The sequence below is a fragment of the Fundidesulfovibrio magnetotacticus genome (assembly GCF_013019105.1).
Taxonomy (GTDB): domain Bacteria; phylum Desulfobacterota; class Desulfovibrionia; order Desulfovibrionales; family Desulfovibrionaceae; genus Fundidesulfovibrio; species Fundidesulfovibrio magnetotacticus.
Map to the genome: position 1 here is coordinate 63,854 of NZ_BLTE01000017.1, position 19,803 is coordinate 83,656.

At 68.5% G+C, this 19,803-nt stretch carries 17 protein-coding genes and 2 tRNA genes; 9 read left to right on the forward strand and 10 right to left on the reverse strand.

The features are described from left to right. Nucleotides 1–2: 2 nt before the first annotated feature. From NNJEOMEG_RS16660 to NNJEOMEG_RS16705, 10 genes are all read right to left on the reverse strand, one after another. Nucleotides 3–1,892 carry a terminase gpA endonuclease subunit gene (locus NNJEOMEG_RS16660; protein ID WP_173086483.1) on the reverse strand — a complete coding sequence of 630 codons (1,890 nt, stop codon included), beginning with the start codon at nt 1,890–1,892 and terminating at the stop codon, nt 3–5. Then, on the reverse strand, nt 1,889–2,743 hold the full coding sequence (locus NNJEOMEG_RS16665) for a DNA adenine methylase (protein WP_173086485.1): 855 nt from the start codon (nt 2,741–2,743) through the stop codon (nt 1,889–1,891). Before NNJEOMEG_RS16665 ends, NNJEOMEG_RS16660 begins: the two co-directional genes overlap by 4 nt. Next, nucleotides 2,740–3,849, reverse strand: a complete 1,110-nt coding sequence (locus NNJEOMEG_RS21165) for a DNA cytosine methyltransferase (RefSeq protein ID WP_371865510.1) — start codon at nt 3,847–3,849, stop codon at nt 2,740–2,742. The genes NNJEOMEG_RS16665 and NNJEOMEG_RS21165 overlap by 4 nt, the downstream gene beginning before the upstream one ends. A 130-nt stretch (nt 3,850–3,979) precedes the next feature. Next, entirely contained in the window at nt 3,980–4,441 is a 462-nt protein-coding gene (locus tag NNJEOMEG_RS16675; protein ID WP_173086489.1) for an ASCH domain-containing protein, read from the reverse strand. Continuing rightward, entirely contained in the window at nt 4,438–4,662 is a 225-nt protein-coding gene (locus NNJEOMEG_RS16680) for a hypothetical protein (protein WP_173086491.1), read from the reverse strand. Before NNJEOMEG_RS16680 ends, NNJEOMEG_RS16675 begins: the two co-directional genes overlap by 4 nt. 27 nt (nt 4,663–4,689) lie before the next feature. Next, nucleotides 4,690–5,478 carry a hypothetical protein gene (locus tag NNJEOMEG_RS16685; RefSeq protein WP_173086493.1) on the reverse strand — a complete coding sequence of 263 codons (789 nt, stop codon included), beginning with the start codon at nt 5,476–5,478 and terminating at the stop codon, nt 4,690–4,692. Next, a complete protein-coding gene (locus tag NNJEOMEG_RS16690) occupies nt 5,471–6,787 on the reverse strand; it encodes a DNA modification methylase (RefSeq protein WP_173086495.1) in 1,317 nt (438 codons plus the stop codon). Before NNJEOMEG_RS16690 ends, NNJEOMEG_RS16685 begins: the two co-directional genes overlap by 8 nt. A 120-nt stretch (nt 6,788–6,907) precedes the next feature. Next, nucleotides 6,908–8,518 (reverse strand): CHC2 zinc finger domain-containing protein, encoded by a 1,611-nt coding sequence (locus tag NNJEOMEG_RS16695; protein WP_173086497.1) that lies wholly within the window; start codon nt 8,516–8,518, stop codon nt 6,908–6,910. A 263-nt stretch (nt 8,519–8,781) separates the two neighbouring features. After that, the gene (locus tag NNJEOMEG_RS16700; RefSeq protein ID WP_173086499.1) at nt 8,782–10,431 is read right to left on the reverse strand and encodes a DNA primase family protein; all 1,650 of its coding nucleotides are present in this window, start codon (nt 10,429–10,431) and stop codon (nt 8,782–8,784) included. Between the two features lie 453 nt (nt 10,432–10,884). After that, nucleotides 10,885–10,961, reverse strand: a tRNA-Arg gene (locus NNJEOMEG_RS16705). Nucleotides 10,962–11,117: 156 nt separating this feature from the next. Here NNJEOMEG_RS16705 and NNJEOMEG_RS16710 point away from each other — a divergent pair. From NNJEOMEG_RS16710 to rho, 9 genes are all read left to right on the forward strand, one after another. Beyond that, a complete protein-coding gene (locus tag NNJEOMEG_RS16710; RefSeq protein WP_173086501.1) occupies nt 11,118–12,533 on the forward strand; it encodes a DegQ family serine endoprotease in 1,416 nt (471 codons plus the stop codon). Then, a complete protein-coding gene (ispE, locus tag NNJEOMEG_RS16715) occupies nt 12,530–13,402 on the forward strand; it encodes a 4-(cytidine 5'-diphospho)-2-C-methyl-D-erythritol kinase (protein WP_173086503.1) in 873 nt (290 codons plus the stop codon). Before NNJEOMEG_RS16710 ends, ispE begins: the two co-directional genes overlap by 4 nt. Nucleotides 13,403–13,743: 341 nt before the next feature. Further along, nucleotides 13,744–13,818 (forward strand) — tRNA-Gln (locus NNJEOMEG_RS16720). A 22-nt stretch (nt 13,819–13,840) separates the two neighbouring features. Further along, nucleotides 13,841–14,797, forward strand: coding sequence for a ribose-phosphate diphosphokinase (locus NNJEOMEG_RS16725; protein ID WP_173086505.1), 957 nt, complete (start codon nt 13,841–13,843; stop codon nt 14,795–14,797). Nucleotides 14,798–14,828: 31 nt separating this feature from the next. Beyond that, on the forward strand, nt 14,829–15,428 hold the full coding sequence (locus NNJEOMEG_RS16730) for a 50S ribosomal protein L25/general stress protein Ctc (RefSeq protein ID WP_173086506.1): 600 nt from the start codon (nt 14,829–14,831) through the stop codon (nt 15,426–15,428). 95 nt (nt 15,429–15,523) lie between these two features. Beyond that, entirely contained in the window at nt 15,524–16,723 is a 1,200-nt protein-coding gene (locus tag NNJEOMEG_RS16735) for an SGNH/GDSL hydrolase family protein (RefSeq protein WP_173086507.1), read from the forward strand. Nucleotides 16,724–16,734: 11 nt separating this feature from the next. Beyond that, nucleotides 16,735–17,337, forward strand: coding sequence for an aminoacyl-tRNA hydrolase (gene pth / locus NNJEOMEG_RS16740; RefSeq protein WP_173086508.1), 603 nt, complete (start codon nt 16,735–16,737; stop codon nt 17,335–17,337). 225 nt (nt 17,338–17,562) lie between these two features. Next, nucleotides 17,563–18,075 carry a CarD family transcriptional regulator gene (locus NNJEOMEG_RS16745; RefSeq protein WP_173086509.1) on the forward strand — a complete coding sequence of 171 codons (513 nt, stop codon included), beginning with the start codon at nt 17,563–17,565 and terminating at the stop codon, nt 18,073–18,075. 430 nt (nt 18,076–18,505) lie between these two features. Then, nucleotides 18,506–19,753, forward strand: coding sequence for a transcription termination factor Rho (gene rho, locus NNJEOMEG_RS16750; protein WP_173086510.1), 1,248 nt, complete (start codon nt 18,506–18,508; stop codon nt 19,751–19,753). The last annotated feature ends 50 nt before the right edge of the window (nt 19,754–19,803 follow it).

Below are 19,803 nucleotides of genomic sequence, written 5' to 3' on the forward strand. Positions count from 1 at the left end.
CCTCACGCGTGATTGCGCCCGGCCAGAACGGCGCTCGCGCGACGCTGGGCATGGGCCATGGTGGAAAGTTCCGGTTCGTCCTGGCCCTGGGGCTGGACGGAGTCCGGTTCCGGGTCGGTGTCCTGCGCGGCCATGTACTGCAGGCTGGGGCTCCAAGAGCCGTCCGCGCAGGCGTGGGCCAGCACGGTGCAGTCGAGGTAGTGGTTCTCCCGGCTCAACTCCTCCCAGCGCAGACGACCGTCACGGCCGCGCACCAGCCGTTCCGCCGTGATCTGCCGGGCGTAGTCGCTGCCGGTCTGCGCGTGCAGCCGCATGGGCTGGCGGGCGTCCGGCCGCAGGCGCTTGAACACCAGGGTCTTCAGGTGGTGCACGTCCAGCAGGTACAGGGTGAGCCCGTTGGGGATGGCCCGGCCGGACTTGGGCAGCTTGTCCACGGTGGTCCAGCTCACCGGCACGTGGTGCTCGCGCGAGCGGCCTTTGCAGGGGAACACCCGCCCGCCGCCCATCTCCCGGCACCAGGCGTAGACCTCTTCCGTGCGGGTGAGCACGCCGTGTTCGGAGGCGTTGCCGCCCGAGTCGATGGCCACACGCCAGATCCCCATCTCCTCGCCGGGCCTGCCCTGCACGGGGTAGGCGGTCTCGTGGGCCAGAGCCTCCACGTCCTCCCATTCCCGCAACTGGCCGTAATCGATCAGCCAGCAGCGCATGTCCGCCGACCAGGCCAACACCACGAACCAGAAATGGTCCCGTTGGGTGTCGATTCCGCAGGTGAGGGCCACGGCCTCGGCCGGGACGGTTTGCGGCGGCAGGTGCATGGCCCGGCGGGAGAGGATCTGCTCCTCGCTGGCGGCCAGCTCGGTGGGCCGGTAGGGCCGGGCCAGGTCGCCGTTGCGGAAGTCCATCATCAGGTCCGGCGAGTCCGAGCGCTTGGCCCTGATCCACTTGGCCGCGATCTCGGAGAGGCTCACCGCATGGGAGAGGAGCGCCGGGAGGTGGAAGCCCACCGAGCGCGGCTTGTCTACCGGGCGCTTGGCCCGCCAGCGCCCGGCAGCCACGGCGCTGTCCCGGACGTGGTCTGACCACTCGTATCTGCAGGCGGCGCACCGGTAGCGGGCCAGCCTCTCCCGCTCGATCCGGCGCGGGTCCTTGACGCCGCCCATCACCACGATGTTGCGGTGCTTCATCTCCTGGTAGGTGTTGCAGGCCGGGCACTTGGCCTCGTAGACGCGCAATTCGTCCGACTCCGTCATGGCCCGCCAGATGGGCGAGGATTCGTCGCCCACCGGCTTGGCCACGCACACGATCTTGCGGGAGAACGAGTAGGAGCGGGTGCGACCCTTGAACTCCTCCATGGGCAGCCCCTTTCCGGCCTCGACCTTGTAGAGGTCCGGCTCATCCAGGAAGAGGTGCTTGACCGTGATGGAGGCGCGCTGCGAGGGGGACGCCGCGCTGGACAGGAACAGGGACGAGCCGTCGAGGAGCCGGAAGTGCCCGGCGGTGTGTTTGACCACGTGCTTGCGCAGGGCCGGTGACTTCATGAGCAGGGGCTTGAGCTTCTCGGCTTCCACACGCGCGAGCATCTCGTCCGAGGGCATGGCCAGCATCTTGGTCCCCGGCCAGTTGTCGATGGAGTAGCCCAGACAGATGTACTCGAAGAGGGTCTTGCCCAGCTGGTGGCCGCCGCAGACGTTGATCTCCTCGATGTGCGGACTGCCGAAGGCGTCCAGCATGCCCTCCAGGTAGCGGGAGACGTCCAGGCGCAGGCGGGACCCGGCATAGGGGCCATCCTGCACGATGATGTTCCGGGCGGCCCAGTCCGAGACGGAAAGCTGCTCGCGCTTTCGGAACACCTGGCGCTCGCCTTCGGTGAGGCGGAAAGTGGCCTTGCTCATCCCGCCACCTCCAAGAGCGTGCTTCTCCGGTCGAGCTTCGCCGCCGTCCAGGGCGACAACCACAGACACTCCACGCGCGGCACCGCTTTGTCCGCCATGACCCGACGCCTGAACACCGGCCAGTCGGGGTAGAGGCGGCGGTAGAGTTCCGAGTCGTAGCCGGAGAGCACCACCATGCCCTCCACGGCGTGCAGGCGCTCGGACAGGGCCTCGTGGTCGGTGTCGGTCATCTCATGGGCGTAGCCGCCGCCCTTGGCGACCTGCGTTCGTTGCGAGTGGACGTAGGGCGGGTCCACGTAGAACAGTGTCCGCCCGCCGTCGTAGCGCTCGATGACCTCCAGGGCCGGGAGCATCTCCACCGTGACCGTGCGCAGACGGTGGGAGAAGCACTCCAGCAGTTGGGGATAGGCGGCGAAGTCGTGAGCCGGGCTCCGGTCGCCCTCGCGCCTGGAGCGGAACCCCGTCCTGCGCTTCCGGTGGATGGCGTCGGAGCCCATGCCCATGGCCATGCGGATCACCGTCCGCCTGGCCTGCTCCACCGGATCGGCGCAGGGTTCCTGGGCGCGCTCGAACTCCACGCGGGAGAACGGGGTCAGGCGGAGCAGCCGCTCCAGCTCGCGAGCCCTGGTGCTGTCGCGCAGGACGCGGAACACGTTGACCACGCTCGCGTCCAGGTCGTTGTAGACGTCGCAATGGGTCGGACTCTTGCGCATGAGCACCGAGGCCGCGCCCCCGTAGGGTTCCACGTACACGCGATGCGCTGGGAAGTGCCCGATGATCCAGAGGGCCAGACGCGACTTGCCGCCGTGGTAGCGCAGGACTGGACGTGAGGGCGACGGGCTCGTGTTCATCTCCCTGTCTCCTTGCCCGACGATGTGGACTCCGCAGGCCCGCGATGCGCCGCCATGATGGCCAGCCCCAGCTCGTAGGCGACGTAGGGCACCACGGCGTCCCCGAAACCGGCTATCTGAGCCACCCGGCCGGGAACCCCATGAGCCAGCAAACGAATTCCGGATTCATAGGCGGGCACGCGCCGGGCTTTGCCGTCGTGCCCGACGATCCAAGCGGCGTCGGCCCAGGGCCGTAGAGGTGCGCCACCTCGTTCGGGAGCTGCTGCCCGCGACTGCTGCCCCCGTTGCGGCGCTCCTGGCTCTCCGCGCTGTTCGGGTAGCGGTGGTCCCTGTGCGTCACCGTCGCCCACATGGCCACCCGGGCCGCCTGGGCGGGCAGCGGCTGTCCCCCGCCCGAGAAGCACTGGTTCAGACAGCCCTTCTCCCCGTCCGAGGCCCTGGGGGTGCTCCAGAGCGCCTTGACCGTCACGCTCAGCCCGCCCTCCGCCGGGCGCGCGTTGCCCTTGCTGGTCCGGCCCCCGGTCGCATCCCCCACCAGGGGCGTGGGCCAGAAGGAAAAGCCTGTCTCGCCGTTGCGGGGCATCGACGGCACAAGCTGGAAGTACGACCGGCCAGCAGGCGTAACCGAGGCCTTCCAGGTCAGAAAGCACTCCGTCGAGGCCCAGCGTGACGAAACCAGTAGGATTCTCAAACAGTCCCCAAGCGGGCCTTTTGGCAGCCATGAGCCGCACAGTTTCAGGCCAGAGCCAGCGGTCATCGCCCGCGCCCTTGCGCTCCCCGGCGACGGAGGCCGGCTGGCAGGGAGGTCCTCCGCAAACAAGGTCAACCGGTTCGAGGTCGACGTAGTTTCTTTTGTCGTGATCACGCATGTCTCCGAACAGCTTGGCGTTGGGGAAGCGCCGACGAAGCCAGGCGCGCCTGCGCCGGTCGGCCTCCATCATCCAGACCGTGGTCATCCCGGCCCACAAGAGCCCCAGATCGATGCCCGCGATCCCGGTGCAGACCGAACCCACGCGCATCACGGCGTCGCTCCCTGCACGCGGTGGGGTAGGCGGCCGGGGGCCTCCTTTTCCCGGCCGCCGTCCCTGTGCGTAGGGTTTGGGCATCGCGCTGTCCCGGCACCGTCGCCCGACCTCCGACACGGCCCGCCGGGCACCACGCCGGCGGGGCTGGGGGTTGACCCGACGCCCACCACCCAATGGTGATCGCCGGGGAAACGCAGAACCCGCCCCGCGCTCACAGGAGCACCCCCTGCCCGGCGTCCGGGGCGGAATAGGTCACTTGAAAAAAGCCTTGATGGCCCGGGCAGGGCATGAACGGCAGGGGCCGGGCGTCGGCCAGGGACCAATGCCAGGTCCCCGGCTCGGGCACGGCCCAAGGGGAGGCCGAACCCTGGCGGCAACCGGTCAGGCGCACCTTCCCCACGACGCCGCCGCACTCGCGCGCGACCTCGGGAAGCTTGTCCGGGAGGCGCAGGCCATGGCGGACGTGCAGTTCCCACAGGATGTCCCGGGCTCCGGCGAGGGAGAAGCGCGGCGACTTGGAGGCGTGCACGAGGATCTCGACGCCATGCAGGTACTTCCTGGGGATCGCCCATGTCCGGTTTTCGACGTCCTTCAGGCCATGCACGATAAAGAAGGCCCAGGGCTGCCAGAAGGAGAGCGCGAGGGTGGGCAAGGCGGCGCTCCCGGCGATCATGAGGGCTCACCTCCCTCGGGGTACATGGCCTCGAAGCGCCCCTCGGGCTCGGGCTGGACGGCGTCCATGCGCATCAAGCCCAGGCGCTCCCAGAATGCCGCCTCCAGGTTGGGTCGGCTAGCGACCACGGCGTGCACGCCGTGCCGGCCCGTCCAGGCCTGATCCAGGGCCTCGGGGCTCATGGCCCCGGCGGCGGTGTCGCTAGCTGTTCTCGTCGGCATGGTGTTCTCCCTCGGGTTGATGGTCCGTCAGGCCGCGTCTCCGGCCGGTTCGTCCGCCAGCTCCACCACGAAGGCCCGGTCGGACGACCAGGCGTCCATGAGGTCCCCGGAGTCGCGCAGCAGGAACTCCGTGACCTCGGGGACCAGATTCGGGGCCGCGTCGCGCAGCTGCCCGGCCACCTCGGGGGGCACTCCATCCAGGGCGGCCAGCCTGGACACGACCAGCTCCACCAGCTTGGGGGCCGTGCGCCGGTCCCGCCCTTCGATCTCGTTGCGGAAGAGCTGCGCCCGCACGGCCAGATCGCGCTCGTGGTCGGCCCGGGGCATGAGCAGGCCCTGCTCGCGCTCCAGCTTGAGCTTCTGGCGTTGGGCCTGGAACTGCTTGAGCTCCGCGTCCGCGCTCATGCGGTTGACCATGGCCTCGCTGGCGGCCCGGTCCTCCACGCTGGACAAGGGGGTGAGGTTCGCGGCCGCGTAGCCGAGCAAGGCCCCTTCCTCGAAGTGGCCCTCGGAATTGCGCGGGACCTTCCCGCGCTTCACGTCCGCGTTGAACTTGGACTTGGCCACCTTGAAGCCGCTGCCCTTGAGGAAGGCCACGGCGTCCAGCTGGGTCTTGTAGACCCGGGCGGACACGGGGGCCGCCTGCAGGCGCGCGGCCTCGGATTCCACGGCGGACTTCGCCCGCTCGAAGGCCTTGATGTTCTCGGGGCTCGGATCGTCCTTCATGCGTTTTTTGGCCTCTTCCTTGGCCTTGATGAGGAAGGCCAGGTCGTTCTTGGCGCTTTGTTCGGCCAGGGCCAGGAGCTGCTCATCCATGGCAGTTCCCCTCCCTGACCGCTTCGCGCCCGGTGTGCTCCTGCCAGCGGCGCACGATCACGTCCGCGAAGCGCGGATCCAGCTCCAGGGTGCGGCAGGCCCTGCCCAGGGACTCGCAGGCCATGAGGGTGGACCCGGAGCCCCCGAAGGGATCGAGGACCAGGGCGCCGGGCCTGCTGGAATTGCGGATGAAGCGCTCGATGAGGGCCACCGGCTTCATGGTGGGGTGCGCGTCGCTGCGCGCGGGCTTGTCCACGCTCACCACCGAGCCCGGGACCACCTCCACGGCAAGGTCCTGGCCCGAGAGTATGAACACGTCGTCTCCCGCCTGGATCTGCACGCGGCCGTCGTCCAGGAGCACCGCGCCGGGCATGGCCTCGATCAGCGTGGTCTGGCGGCGGCCCCCGAACCAGGCGTGGCGGCCGGTGGGCTTCCAGCCGTAGAGAACGGGCTCGTGCTGCCAGTGGTAGTCCGCGCGCCCCAGGACGTGGATGTTCTTCCGCCAGACCAGGCAGGAGGCCAGCTTGAACCCGGCGTCCCGGAAGGCTTCGCGGAAGGCCAGACCCTCGGTGTCCGAGTGGGCCACGTAGACGGGCGCTCCGTCGGCCAGCACCGCGTAGAGGGCCTCAAAGGCCCGCCCGAGGAAGGCCCGGAAGGCGGCCGCGGACATGTCGTCGTTGAGGATCTTCCCGGCCTTGCCCTCGACGGCCACGTTGTAGGGGGGATCGGTGACGGCCAGCTCCGGGCGCTCGCCGCGCAGCAGGGCCTCCAGGTCGGCGGAGGAGGTGGCGTCGCCGCAGAGCAGACGGTGGCGGCCCAGGGTCCACACGTCGCCCGGGCGGGTGACGGGGACCTCGGGGACCGGCGGCACGTCGTCGGGGTCCGTGCCGCCCAGGCCCGGCAGGAGGGCGAGCAGCGCGTCCAGCTCGGCCACGTCGAACCCGGTCAGGTTGAGATCGACCTCCAGCTCGCGCAGCTCGTCAAGCTCCAGGGCCACGGTCTCATCGTCCCAGGCCGCCCAGGTGGCGGAGCGGTTGACCAGGAGCCGGAAGGCGCGCACCTGGGCGTATGTGAGGCCGTCGGCCGGGATCACGGGCACCTCCGCGAAGCCCAGGCGCGTGGCCGCCTCCAGGCGCAGGCGGCCGTCGACCACCTCGCCGCAGGCCCTGGCCAGGACCGGCGCCCGGAATCCGTACTCCCTGATCGCGTCCATCATGCGCTCCACCACTGCTCCGTCGAGTTTGCGCAGGTTCCGCCCGTAGGCGCGCAGCCTGTCCACCGGCCAGTATTCGAGTTTCAGCTTTTCCATCCGCTGGTCCCCGTGCTACGTCCCCCGCGCCACGCGTGGCTGGGAGGGCTGGGGTTTCCTGGTCGGATGCACCCTCATCCGGCCGCCGGGCGGAGCTGCAACTCCGCGCGGCAGCCCTCCTCAAACGAACCAATGATCCAGGCGACGCCAGCCCGCGCAGGACAGGCCGCCGTCGATCCTCACCAGCATGGCCCACTCGCCGTCGTGGTCGCGATGGCCGTGGCATCCCTTGAGCCGGGTCACCGATTTGAGCCGCTCCGCGTCGATCAGGTAGAGAACCGCCTCAAGGCAGTCCCCGAAGAAGAGGTCCCGCGCCCGGTCGAACGCGGCCGGGTCCGCGTTGCGCAGGCCGTCCGCCGCCCAGAGCACGAGGGCGCGGTCTCCGTTGCGGCCCGGGAGCAGCACCGGCCCTACGCGCCGGCCGCGCAGGAAGGCGGCCAGCTCCAGGAGGGGCGCACGCGCCTCGCCGAACATCTCCAGGTCGGGCTCGGACAGCTGGTGCAACCAGGCGGGCAACGGGGAGGACGCAGCCTGGACGGTTGACGGCGCGGCCGCCGGGGCACTCTGCGGGACCTCCAGGACGGACGCCGCGCCCTGGGCACGTTCCCCCGCCCCCCCGAGGTCCGGCCGTCCAGCCGGAAGAAGTCCTGGCTGGAGCACGGGGGGCAGGCCCGCGAGGATCCAGGCGCGGAGGTTCGCGCCCGCCGCGAAGGCCTCGCCGGGGTCCTTGCCAACCGGGCACGGCCAGCGCTTGGCCCGGGGCAGGCTCACGGACCAGCGCTCCCAGCCCTTGGCCCCGGCCGTGTCGCAGTCCAGGGCCACCAGCACGCACAGAGCGCGAGACAGGGCCTCCAGCGCGGAGGCCTCGATCTTCTTGACCGTGGAGGTCATCACCGACACCGCCCCGGCGAGGTCTCCGGCCTGGTGGTGGAGCATGAGGGCGTCCAGCTCGGACTCGACCACCACGAAGGCCCGGGAGTCCGCGCCCAGCACCATGGCGTCCATGCAGCCGCCCGGGATGACGTAGTACTTGGTCTCCTCCTTGAAGCTCGCCCGGTCGGCCTCGGGGCGGCGGATGCGCAGGCGCAGCACGCTTCCGTCCGGCCCGAGCATGGGGATCACCAGGCCGCGCGGAATCCAGAAGGTGGTTTTGGGGCGCTGGGGGTTGCCGTCGGCGTCGAGCCTGGCCTCCGGCAGGGGCAGGCCCCACACGGAGCGCGGACGGATCAGGCAGGACTTGCCCCGCTCGCCCGGGTTCCAGCCCAGGCGGTAGCGCTTCACGGCCTCAAGCGGCAGGCCGCGCGCCGCCAGCCAGGAGAGCTGCTCGGGGGTGTTCAGCAGGTGCTCGTGCGCCCAGGCCGCGAAGCCCGTGGCCTTCCTGGTCCAGCGCTCGGCCGGGGGGATGGACTCGGCCGCCTCGAAGGGCTCCCGGCCGGGGGCCTTGCGCGGAGCCTTGGGCAGCGAGGCCGTGGCTCGGGAGGCCTGGATGCCCACGCGCTCGCAGGCGTCCTTGAAGGAAAGGCCCTCGAAGTCGCGCAGGAACTGGATAGCGTCGCCGTAGGTCTGGCACTGGCGGCAGTGGTAGCCGCCGCGCCCGTCGTGGTCCTCGGGCCGGACCATGCACCGGTCCGTGCCGCCGCAGGCCGGGCAGGCCGCCCCCCACTCCTTGGCCGTCTTCTTCTTCGGCTTGAGCCCGTGGGCTTCGAACAGTCCAAGGAGGTCAGCGGACACGGGAAACCCCGGAATGTCCTGATGTCCTGGGAATGTCCTGGCAATGTCCTGCCTTTAACCACCTACTATCTCTTTCTTTTTTAGAAAGCAGGACAACAGGACAGGAGAACGGGGGATGCATCGGAACACAGACATCGATTTTAGCAGGGAACAGGGTCCGGTATCCTGATGTCCTGACGCACCACTCCATCAAGAGCCTGCGCCCCTTCCCGCACCCAGGACAATCCACGCGCGAATGTCCTGACCGATGTCCTAGGTCCTGATCACAGGGGGTCACGATCCCTCCAGTCCGACTTCCCGAAGGTCTTCTCGGGGTAGGCGTCCAGGGCGTCGGGATTGATGCGCACGTCGTAATAGTAGGTCAGCCCCCCGACCTTCTCCTTGCGGAGCTTGCGCCCGAGGTGCTTGCCGAACGTGTGGATCCTCGGGACGTGCTTTCCCCGGTTCTTGAGGAACCAGCGGCTGTAGAGGTCGTAGATCTCGGTGGCGTTGGTGCGCCGCTCCACATCGGTCTTGCCCGTCCCGTCGAAGCTGATGAGGCATTCCTCAATGAAATCCTGAATCTGGTCCTCCTCCCGCTTGTATTCCTCGGTGGCGGCCAGGACGGATCGGGGAGGCGCGATGCCGTCGCGCTGGTAGAGCAGGCAGCCCTTGACCAGCCAGGCCAGGATGCCGGGCAGCTCCTTCTCCAGGCGGCCGGGCAGGGTCCGGTCGCGCTGGCGCTCGTTCTCGGCCCTGGGGTTGTCCACGTAGCGGAAGGGGAAGTTGACCAGACGCAGGCGGTCCCAGAAGGCGTACTCGTGGGCGGCCGCGTGGGGCTTGTGGTTGGTGAGCAGGAACAGGGTGTGCGTGGGGGGGAATGTGGTGGGGTTGCGGTCCCACATGTAGCGGCCCGTGAGGCGGTCCTCACCCGAGAGCCACTTGACGCGCGCCACCGAGAAGCGGCGGTTGTCGTCGGTCTCGGCGGCGTAGGCCACGCGCATGCCGTTGAGGCTCATGATGGTGGGCGTGGGCTTGTCCGCGTCGCGGGCCTGGCCCTGGTCCAGGAGCAGCTCGGCCGGGATGGGCGACATGTAGTCGCCGCAGACCTTGCCCAGGGTCTCCACCATCACCGTCTTGCCATTGCGCCCCTCGCCGGCCAGCACCACGAAAAGGGGTTCGCAGGACAGGCCGGTGATGGCGTAACCGAAGACGCGCTGGAGAAAGGCGGCCACCTCGTCGTCCTCCCCGACGATCTCCCGGACGAAGGCCTCCCAGGTGGGGCACGGGGAGTCGATTCCCTTTTCGGTGTCCCAGGCCACCTCGGTGGTGCGGCTGATCATGTCGCCAGGCCGGGCCTCGCGGAATTCCCCGGTGCGCAGGTCGAGCACCCCGTTGGCCACTCCCACGAGGTAGGGGTCCTGGTCGAACTCCTTCATGAGGACGATGAGCGGGTCATCGTTCGAGAGCGAGAAGCGCAGCGCCGCCGTCACACCCGCCCCGTCGCGCAGGGCGTCCACCTTTTTTCGGATCCGCTTGCAGTACTTCTCCAGGCGCTTCTGCTTGTCGTCGTCGTGGGCGGCCTTGGCCTCGGCGATCTCCTTCTCCCAGTGCAGGCGCGTGGCCTCGTACCGCTCCACCACGGCCTCGACGGCGGCCTCGGCCCGGTACTCGAAGACCTGCTTCCAGTAGGAGCCGGTCCACTCGAACCAGTTCTTGATGGCCGGGGCATAGAGGAGCTTCCCCCGGTTGATCGCCGCGAACATGAGCCCGTCACCCTTCTGGCCGGCGAAGAGGCACTTCTTCACGAAGGTGTGATCGATGGGGGGGGACTCCAGGTTCGGGGAGGACTCTTCCTTGACCCTGCTCGCGACCTGCGCCCGGGCCTGGGCGATCTCCTCCGGAGTGGGGGTGTCTTTCGTTCTCTCAGGCATCGGCTGTGATCCCATGTGGTTGCATGTTCACGCGTCGAGACGCCGCCCGCGCGGCGTTCCGTTTTTCCGCCAGATTATTTCCGCAAAAATCCGCGACACCCCGAGCCCGCCGCCCGCGGGCTTCTGGGGGAACCAGGAAGGACCCAGAAGCCTGCGAATGCAGGAGAATGCCGCTAGGACATTGCTGGGTTGTTTTAGGAGGAAGGAGGAAGGGGGGAGCGCCCCCCCGGACGCCGCGCTACGCGCGGCGGAGCGGTACGCGGCTGTTGAAAGGGCCTCAATGTCCTGACGTCCGTGGGATGACACGTTGGTCCTGGAGGCCCTTTCAACAGCCGCTCCATCACCAGACGCATTCCAGGTGGTGCAAGCGGAAAGAAGGCGGCAGGGTAGCAATAGGGTAGCAAAAAAGAAGGGCGTTACAGCCTCTTCAAGCTGTAACGCCCTGAAATCACGTGGTGGTCCCGACAGGATTCGAACCTGTGGCCTGCCGCTTAGGAGGCGGCCGCTCTATCCACCTGAGCTACGGGACCGGACGGGAAGGCCTAGATAGTCAAGCAGCCCCGCTGGGTCAACCTCTTCCTCGGCCCGGGGGCGCCTGCGCCGGACTTGTTTACATTCCCCACCGGAGGCATATAGTCGCTTTCTCGCAATCACCCGCCCGGCCCGCCGGGCTCCAGGAGACATCCATGCCCCGCGCCCTCCGCGCCGCCCTCGCAGGCCTGGCCCTTGTTCTCGCGCTGCCTTTGGCCCCGTTCGCCGCGGCGCTTCCCGACTTCGCGGACCTGGCCGAGAAGGCCGGTCCCGCCGTGGTGAACCTGAGCACCACGCGCACCGTCAAGACCCAGGACCGCATGCGAGAGTTCTTCAAGAACCATCCCAAGGGCTTCGAGCAGTTCTTCGACCAGTTCGAACGCTTCTTCAAGGAAGATGGCCCCACCAGCCGCCAACGCTCCATGGGCTCGGGCTTCATCATCTCCAAGGACGGCCTCATCGTCACCAACAACCATGTGGTGGAAGACGCCGACGAAATCAAGGTCCACCTGCGCGGCAAGGACAAACCCCTCACGGCCAAGATCGTGGGGCGCGACCCGGAACTCGACTTGGCCCTGGTGAAGATCGACAACGGCTCGGACCTCCCTTTCCTCGCCTTCGGCGATTCCGACGCCCTGCGCGTGGGCGCTTGGGTGATGGCCATCGGCAACCCCTTCGGGCTCCAGAACACCGTCACCGCAGGCATCGTCAGCGCCAAGGGACGCGCCATCGGGGCCGGCCCCTTCGACAACTTCATCCAGACCGACGCCTCCATCAACCCCGGAAACTCCGGCGGCCCCCTCCTGGACCTCGAAGGCCGCGTGGTGGGCATCAACACCGCCATCGTGGCTTCGGGACAGGGCATCGGCTTCGCCATCCCCGCCTCCATGGCCAAGGCCGCCATCGAGGATCTCAAGGAGCAGCAGCCCGTCAAGCGCGGATGGCTGGGCGTCTCCATACAGGACGTGGACGAGAACACCGCCAAGGCCCTGGCCCTGGACGAGCCGCGCGGGGCGCTCGTCACCACCGTGATGGAGGGCGAACCCGCCGCCAAGGCGGGCGTCCAGGTGGGCGACGTGATCCTCTCCGTCAACGGCCGCCCCATCAAGGACACCAACGGGCTGCTCCAGGCCGTGTCGGCCATCCGCCCCGGCGGAAAGGCCGAACTGAATGTGTGGCGCAAGGGCAAGGACGTGCGCCTCTCCGCCGTGACCGGCCAGCGCGACCCCTCCCGCGTGGCCCTGGCCAAGCCCGACGAGGAGCCAAAGCCCGTCCGCACCTCCCTGGGCCTGAGCCTGCGCCCCCTCACCCCCGAGGAGTCCGGCAGGCTGGGCATCACCCCGGGCGCGGGGCTGGGCGTCACCGAGGTGGAACAAGGCTCCCCGGCCGACGAGGCCGGACTGCGCCCCGGCGACGTGATCCTCGAGGCCAACCAGACCCCCGTGAACTCCGTGGCGGCCTTCAACGCCGTGCTCGAAGGCGACGCCAAAGCCAAGGGCGTGATCCTGCTGCTCGTCAAGCGCGACAAGCAGACCCTCTTCAAGCCCGTGCCCCTGGCGGAGAAACAATGATCCTGCATATCGGCTGCAAGGTGAACCTGCACCTGGCCCTCAAGGCCGTACGCCCGGACGGCTACCATGAACTCTCCACGCTCTTCGTGCCCGTGGCGCAACCTCACGACGACCTGGAGATCGAGCCCCGCGACGGGACGGGCCTGACGCTCACCTGCTCGGACAAGGCCCTGGAGACGCCCTCCAATCTGGCGGCCAAGGCCTACGAGGCCTTCGCGCAAGCCACGGGCAGCCGCCCGGGCGTGCGCGCGCACCTGATCAAGCGCATCCCTTCGGGCGCGGGCCTGGGGGGAGGCAGCGCCGACGCGGCGGCCCTGCTGGCCTGGCTCAACGCGCGGGCCGGCGAGCGGGCGCTCGCGCCGAAGGCCCTTGCGACGCTCGCCGCGTCCATCGGGGCCGACGTGCCCTTCTTCCTGCTGGACCGTCCGGCCTGGGCCTCGGGCATCGGCGAGCGGCTCGTCCCGGCGGACGTGGACCTGGCGGGCCTGTTCATCCTGGTGTGCGTGCCCCCCCAGCGCGTGAACACGGCCTGGGCCTACCGGGCCTGGGACGCGGCCAACGGCCTGGACCGGGAGCGCCCCGGCCCCAACCCGGCCCCGGCCCTTCCGGAGGGCCTGGAGGCGGCCCTGGCCGCCGGGCGCGTGCTGGCCAACGATTTCGAGCCCGTGGTGTACCGGGAGTTCCCCGACGTGCGCCGCCTGAAGGAGCGCCTGCTGGCCCTGGGCGCGGCCGGAGCCTGCCTCTCGGGCTCGGGTTCGGCGGTGTTCGGCCTTTTCCGCGAGAAGGCCGCGTCGGAACTGGCTGAAGAGGCCCTTGCCGACGGGGGCTTCATGGTGTTCGCGAGCGCGCTCCAGCCGCCCCGCCCTTGACAAGCCCGGCCGCCCCGAGTATGCGGCCGTTTTGCGTTTCCGGCGCGGTTCGGGCCACGGGCGTTCGAGCCCGGGGCTTTCACGTGTCCTTGGGGTCCGCGCCTTACGGCGGCCCGGGACGCCCGGAACGTCAGGTCCGGCGGCGCGGTCGCGCCGGACGCGGCTGAAGCGCCGCACGCGGATTCCGGCGAAGGGGCGGCCAGCGCTCCTTGCGGCGTCAGGAACGCGCGGCGCTTCCTGCAGCGACAGGCGCGCGGCGCGCCTTGCGATGGACGGAAAGCCTGTCCGCCCCCGGGGCGGGAGGCGTTTTTTTGGGCACCGCGCGGGCCGCATGTCCGCACTGGGGAGTCGCCAAGCGGTAAGGCACGGGGTTTTGGTCCCCGCATCCGAGGGTTCGAATCCTTCCTCCCCAGCCACACTTTTTCCGACGGGGCATCCATGGCTACCCACGGGGACTTGAAAATACTCACAGGCAACGCCAACCCTGAGTTGGCCAAAGCCATCTGCGACCACCTGGGCTGCACGCTCCTGCCCTCCATGGTCAGCAAGTTCTCCGACGGCGAGATCCGTGTGGAGATCGGGGCCAACGTGCGCGGATCCGACGTGTTCGTGATCCAGCCCACCTGCAACCCCGTGAACTACCACCTCATGGAGCTCTGCCTGATCCTGGACGCCCTCAAGCGCGCCAGCGCCTCGCGGGTCACGGCCGTCATGCCCTATTACGGCTACTCCCGGCAGGACCGCAAAGTGGTGCCGCGCGCGCCCATCAGCGCCAAGCTGGTGGCGGACTTCCTCCAGGTGGCGGGCATGCACCGTCTGCTCACCGTGGACCTCCACGCGGGCCAGATCCAGGGTTTCTTCAACGTGCCCGTGGACAATCTCTATTCCATGAGCCTCCTGGCCGAGCACGTGGCCGAGACCGTGGAGGGCGACCTCGCGGTGGTCTCGCCCGACGCGGGCGGCGTGGAGCGCGCGCGCAGCTTCGCCAAGCGCCTGGGCTGCGGCCTGGCCATCGTGGACAAGCGCCGCGACGCCCCCAACCAGGCCAAGGCCATGCACGTGATCGGCAACGTGGAAGGCAAAACCTGCGTGCTGGTGGACGACATGATCGACACCGCCGGCACCATGGTCCAGGGCGCCCACGTGCTGCTGGAAAACGGCGCGAAGACCGTGATGGCCGCCGTCACCCATCCCGTGCTTTCGGGGCCCGCCATCGAGAGGCTGTGCAACTCGCCCTTCTCCCGGGTGGTGGTCACCAACACCATTCCGCTCTCGCCGGAGGCGCAGTCCTGCGAGAAGATCAAGGTGCTGTCCGTGGCCGGTCTGCTGGCCAAGGCCATCCACAACATCCACACCGAGTCGTCGGTCAGCGTCCTTTTCAACAAGACAAGCTAGCTCGCCGCCAGGCGGAACAAGGAGATATCCCATGAAGGAACAAGTGAGCCTCACCGTGCGGGCCCGCGACGCCAAGGGCAAGGGCCCCAACCGCCGCATGCGCGCCGAAAAGCTGATCCCCGGCATCTACTACGACGACAAGGGGCAGAACATCCCCGTGGTCGTCGAGGATCTGCCCTTCCGCAAGGCCTACAAGAAGGTGGGCTCCTCCCGCGTCTTCGATCTGGTCATCGACCAGGAAGGCCAGACCCAGACCCATCCCAGCCTGATCTGGGTGGTCCAGAACCATCCCTGGAAGAACCAGGTGGACCACGTGGACTTCTACGGCGTGGACCCCAAGAAGCCCATCCACGTCCATGTGCTCGTGGAGATCACCGGCAAGGCCAAGGGCGTGGCCGTGGGCGGCAAGCTCGAAATCCACCGCGAGACCATCGAAGTGGTCTGCCTGCCCGCCGACATCCCCGACAAGATCGTCATCGACGTCACAGAACTGGCCATGGGTCAGCACATCGACGTGAAGACGCTGGCCATGCCCCAGGGCGTCAAGGCCGTCTTCGACCAGAACTACGCCATCGTGGGCGTCATCAACCCCGCCGCCGAGGGCGAGGAGGAAGGCGCGGCCGGCAAATAGCCCCCTCGCGCCCGACGTTTCCCGAGCCGGGACGGGCCTTGCGCCGGTCCCGGCTCTTTCGTTGACGCTCCACCCCGCCCACGGGAGGACCAGCCATGCGGCTTCTGAAACGACTCTGCCTCTTCGCCGCCGTGTGCGCCTGCCTCTTGGCCGTGCTCTCCGCTGCGGTCTATCATCTGCCCTGGGCCGCCCTGCAGGGGCTCCCCGAGGCCAAGCGCGACCAGCTCGTCTCCCTGGGCGTGGTCTCGCCCGCCTCCCATCCGCTGTACCGCGAATGGCTGCTCAACTTCGTGCGCACGCCCGAGGCCCCCAGGCCCTCCACCTACTCCCTGGACACCCCCCCGGCCTACGGCGGCCAGCGCACCATCACCGTGGACGACGCCCCGAGCGACGCCCTGGGCTTCGCCAACGCCATCAAGCCCTCACAGGCCCGGGTGCTCTTCGTGGGAGACTCCTTCTGCAACGGGGCCTCGGCGGGCACCAACCTCTCCCCCCCGGCGCAGTTCGCGCGCATCACCGGCGCGAGCGTCTACAACGCCAGCAACGGCGGCTACGGACCGGCCCAGTACCAGCGTATCCTGGAGCGCGTCACGCGTTCGCTGCCCCCTGGCGAACGCTTCGATGGCAAGGACGTGGTGGTGCTCTCCTACCTGGGCAACGACCTCTCCTCCGACAGCCTGCTCTACCTGGAGCGCCTGGAGAGCATCCGCCACGCCTGGCGCTGGCAGCTCACCCTGGGTCCGCTGCGCGCCTGGGTGCGCTACCTCTGGGACTCCCGCAAGGGCCAGGCCCTGCCCTACGGCCCCCAGTGGAACTACTCGGGCGTGCCCATGATTTGCGCCACACCGGACGGCCAGCCCTTCTCCTGGCACCCAGGCTACGCCAGCTACCTCTTCCAGGAAGGGCTCGACGCCCAGTTCGAGGTGGCCGCCCGGCTCTTCGAGGGCATCGCCGCCCAGGCTCCCCAGGGCGGGAAGATCCGGCTGGTGCTGGTGCCCTCCTCGCTCCAGGCCCTGGAAAAGGACATCGACTGGGCCAGGCTCGCCCCCGGCAGCCCCCCGGCGCGCGACCTGCGCCCGATCATCGACTCCATGGACCGCGTGCGCGAGAAGGGCGTGGCCCTCTTCGGGAAACTGGGCTTCGACGTGCTGGACCTCACCCCCATCTTCCGGGCAGACCCCGACCGCTGCCTCTACTACCAGCCCGAGGACACCCACTGCACCGCCAAAGGCTACGAGGCCATCGCCCGCGCCATCGCCGCCCGCTGGCCGGAGCTGGGGCGCTCCGGACAATAGGAACCTTCCCCATGCCTCCCCGCGCGCTCATCGCCGGGCTGGGAAACCCCGGCCCCAAGTACCAAGGAAACCGCCACAACTTCGGCTTCCACGTGGCCGACGCCCTCCTGGCGGCCGGATCGGCCCGGGGGCTCTCCATGGGCAAGGAGGGCGACCTGTCCGCCCTGCGCCTGCCCGGCGTGGAAGGCGAGGTGCTTGTGCTCAAGCCCATGACCTTCATGAACCTCTCCGGGCGCGCCGTGGCCCACGCCCTGCGCTACTACCGTCTCGCCCCGGCCGACCTCCTGGTGCTCCACGACGAGCTGGACCTGCCCCTGGGACGCCTGCGCATGAAGTTCGGCGGCGGCCTGGCCGGGCACAACGGGCTCAAGTCCATCGCCCAGGAGACCGGCACCCAGGACTTCGCACGCCTGCGCCTGGGCATCGGCCGCCCTCCGGGGCGCATGGACGTGGCCGCCTTCGTGCTCCAGGACTTCCGAGGCGAGGAGCGCCCCGCCGAGGAGAAGGTGGTGGCCGCCGCCGTGGCCGCCGTGCGCCTCTATCTGGCCCAGGGCCTGGAGACCGCCCAGCGGGAGGCCGGGGCCTTCAACGCCGAGCTTCCCAAGGCGGAGTGACGCCGGGAACAGGCGGACGCGCCCGTATGCCCCGCGAACTTCCCCCACCGGCACGGGGAGGCTAGACTCTTTGATTCACTTGGGGTATCAAGACAACCGTGCCGAAATGCGCCCGTTACCCAGCGCTTCGTACCGCCGCCGGACACACGAACCAGCCTGAATCCGTCCGGTAGCCTCCGCGCAGAACCTCCCCAGGCGTCACACACGGCAAGGAGCAACGCCCACGTGTTTTCCATCGACGAGTTGGTGGTCTACCCCGCCCAGGGCGTGGGCAGGGTCGAACGCGTAGAATCCCAGACCGTCGGCGGCCAGCCGGTGGACTTCTACATCGTGCGCATCATCGCCAACAACGTGACGCTCATGGTGCCCGTCAAGAACGCGCGCAACGTGGGCCTGCGCCATGTCTGCCCAGCCGAGGAGGCCAGCGCCATCATGGAATCCCTGGCCGACCGCTCCACCTTCACCGGCTACACCGGCCAGAACTGGAACCGGCGCTACCGCGAATATTCCGAGAAGCTCAAAAGCGGCAACCTGGCCGACGTGGCCTACGTGCTCAAGGAGCTTCTGCTCATCGGCGGCGGCAAGGAGCTTTCCTTCGGCGAACGCAGGCTCCTGGAGCAGGCCACGGGGCTGCTCACCCTGGAGGTGGCCCACGCCCTGGGGCAGGACCAGGAAGACGTGAAGAACCGCATCAACGACCTCTTCGAGGACGTGCTCAAGCCCAAGACCCCTGAGTGAGCCACGCATTTTTTCCGGGCCGCTCCGGGCGCGCTTGACAGCGGGACAAAATCATATATTGAGCCCCTTGGGCAACTCAGCAAATCAATCACGCCGCACTTCGTAACGAACCACCAGCAAAACGACGAACCGCAAAAAACTCTCTCAAGCTCTTTTGCGTTGTTGCATGTCGGTCGGCTGTGTCGCGTTGCGTGTGGATAGAGCGGGGCGAACCCGCGCGGATGGTACGGTTCCTGGTCGCGTCCGGTCTGTTGCGGGGCGCGGTCCGCATCTGCACAACATCATCTTCTCGTCCAAGACGAGCCGTCATGCCTGAAACCGACCTCACGTCCCGTCGCGCCACGTTTACCGGCGCAGCCACATTCCACGCGGGCCTTGGCGCCCCGGGGATCATTCCGGCCTCTTTGCCAACATCCTCACGGAGTCCTCGATGAACCTCTCCGATCTCAAGCTCAAGAGCATGCCCGAACTCATGGAACTGGCCACCCAGTTCAATGTGGAAAACCCCAGCGGCATGCGCAAACAGGAACTCATCTTCGGCATCCTCCAGAATTGCGCCTCCCAGAACGGCTCCATCTTCGGGGAGGGCGTGCTGGAGATCCTGCCCGACGGCTTCGGCTTCCTGCGCTCCCCCATGTACAGCTACATGCCCGGCCCCGACGACATCTACGTCTCCCCCTCGCAGATCCGCCGCTTCGGCCTACGCAAGGGCGACGTGGTCTCGGGCCAGATCCGCCCTCCCAAGGAGGGCGAGCGCTACTTCGCCCTGCTGCGCGTCTCCGAGATCGGCTTCCAGCCCCCCGAGGCCTCCAAGCACATCGTGCTCTTCGACAACCTCACGCCGCTCTACCCCAACCGCCGCCTGGTGATGGAAAACGGCGACAAGAACTACGCCTCCCGCGTGGTGGACCTCATGGCCCCCATCGGCCACGGGCAGCGCGGCCTCATCGTGGCCCCGCCCCGCACCGGCAAGACCATGCTCCTGCAGACCATCGCCAACTCCATCAACGCCAACCAGCCCGACGTCTACCTCATCGTGCTGCTCATCGACGAGCGCCCCGAGGAAGTGACCGACATGGAGCGCACCGTGCGCGCCGAGGTGGTCAGCTCCACCTTCGACGAGCCGCCCCAGCGCCACGTGCAGGTGGCCGAGATGGTCATGGAAAAGGCCAAGCGCCTCGTGGAGCGCAAGCGCGACGTGGTGGTGCTGCTCGACTCCATCACCCGCCTGGGCCGCGCCTACAACGCCGTGACCCCCTCTTCCGGCCGCGTGCTCTCCGGCGGCTTGGACGCCAACGCCCTGCAGCGCCCCAAGCGCTTCTTCGGCGCGGCGCGCAACCTGGAAGAAGGCGGCTCGTTGACTATCATCGCCACGGCCCTCATCGACACCGGATCGCGCATGGACGAGGTGATCTTCGAGGAGTTCAAGGGCACCGGCAACATGGAGCTCTACCTGGACCGCCACCTCTCCGAGAAGCGCGTCTACCCCGCCATCGACATCAACCGCACCGGCACCCGCAAGGAGGAGCTGCTGCTCCCCGAGGACCAGCTCAACCGCGTGTGGATCCTGCGCAAGTTCCTGGCCCCCATGAGCCCCATCGACTCCATGGAGTTCCTCCTGGACAAGATGCGCGGCACCAAGAACAACAAGGAATTCCTGGACATGATGAACCGGTAGATTTTCGGTTGGCCCGCATCAACACACTCCAACTGGACAGTGGCGGAATG

What these genes read in the sequence shown, in the direction of transcription:
- NNJEOMEG_RS16660 (WP_173086483.1), bottom strand. Translation starts at nt 1,892, where the DNA reads ATGAGCAAGGCCACTTTCCGCCTCACCGAAGGCGAGCGCCAGGTGTTC.
- NNJEOMEG_RS16665 (WP_173086485.1), bottom strand. Translation starts at nt 2,743, where the DNA reads ATGAACACGAGCCCGTCGCCCTCACGTCCAGTCCTGCGCTACCACGGC.
- NNJEOMEG_RS21165 (WP_371865510.1), bottom strand. Translation starts at nt 3,849, where the DNA reads ATGCCCAAACCCTACGCACAGGGACGGCGGCCGGGAAAAGGAGGCCCC.
- NNJEOMEG_RS16675 (WP_173086489.1), bottom strand. Translation starts at nt 4,441, where the DNA reads ATGATCGCCGGGAGCGCCGCCTTGCCCACCCTCGCGCTCTCCTTCTGG.
- NNJEOMEG_RS16680 (WP_173086491.1), bottom strand. Translation starts at nt 4,662, where the DNA reads ATGCCGACGAGAACAGCTAGCGACACCGCCGCCGGGGCCATGAGCCCC.
- NNJEOMEG_RS16685 (WP_173086493.1), bottom strand. Translation starts at nt 5,478, where the DNA reads ATGGATGAGCAGCTCCTGGCCCTGGCCGAACAAAGCGCCAAGAACGAC.
- NNJEOMEG_RS16690 (WP_173086495.1), bottom strand. Translation starts at nt 6,787, where the DNA reads ATGGAAAAGCTGAAACTCGAATACTGGCCGGTGGACAGGCTGCGCGCC.
- NNJEOMEG_RS16700 (WP_173086499.1), bottom strand. Translation starts at nt 10,431, where the DNA reads ATGCCTGAGAGAACGAAAGACACCCCCACTCCGGAGGAGATCGCCCAG.
- NNJEOMEG_RS16710 (WP_173086501.1), top strand. Translation starts at nt 11,118, where the DNA reads ATGCCCCGCGCCCTCCGCGCCGCCCTCGCAGGCCTGGCCCTTGTTCTC.
- ispE (WP_173086503.1), top strand. Translation starts at nt 12,530, where the DNA reads ATGATCCTGCATATCGGCTGCAAGGTGAACCTGCACCTGGCCCTCAAG.
- NNJEOMEG_RS16725 (WP_173086505.1), top strand. Translation starts at nt 13,841, where the DNA reads ATGGCTACCCACGGGGACTTGAAAATACTCACAGGCAACGCCAACCCT.
- NNJEOMEG_RS16730 (WP_173086506.1), top strand. Translation starts at nt 14,829, where the DNA reads ATGAAGGAACAAGTGAGCCTCACCGTGCGGGCCCGCGACGCCAAGGGC.
- NNJEOMEG_RS16735 (WP_173086507.1), top strand. Translation starts at nt 15,524, where the DNA reads ATGCGGCTTCTGAAACGACTCTGCCTCTTCGCCGCCGTGTGCGCCTGC.
- pth (WP_173086508.1), top strand. Translation starts at nt 16,735, where the DNA reads ATGCCTCCCCGCGCGCTCATCGCCGGGCTGGGAAACCCCGGCCCCAAG.
- rho (WP_173086510.1), top strand. Translation starts at nt 18,506, where the DNA reads ATGAACCTCTCCGATCTCAAGCTCAAGAGCATGCCCGAACTCATGGAA.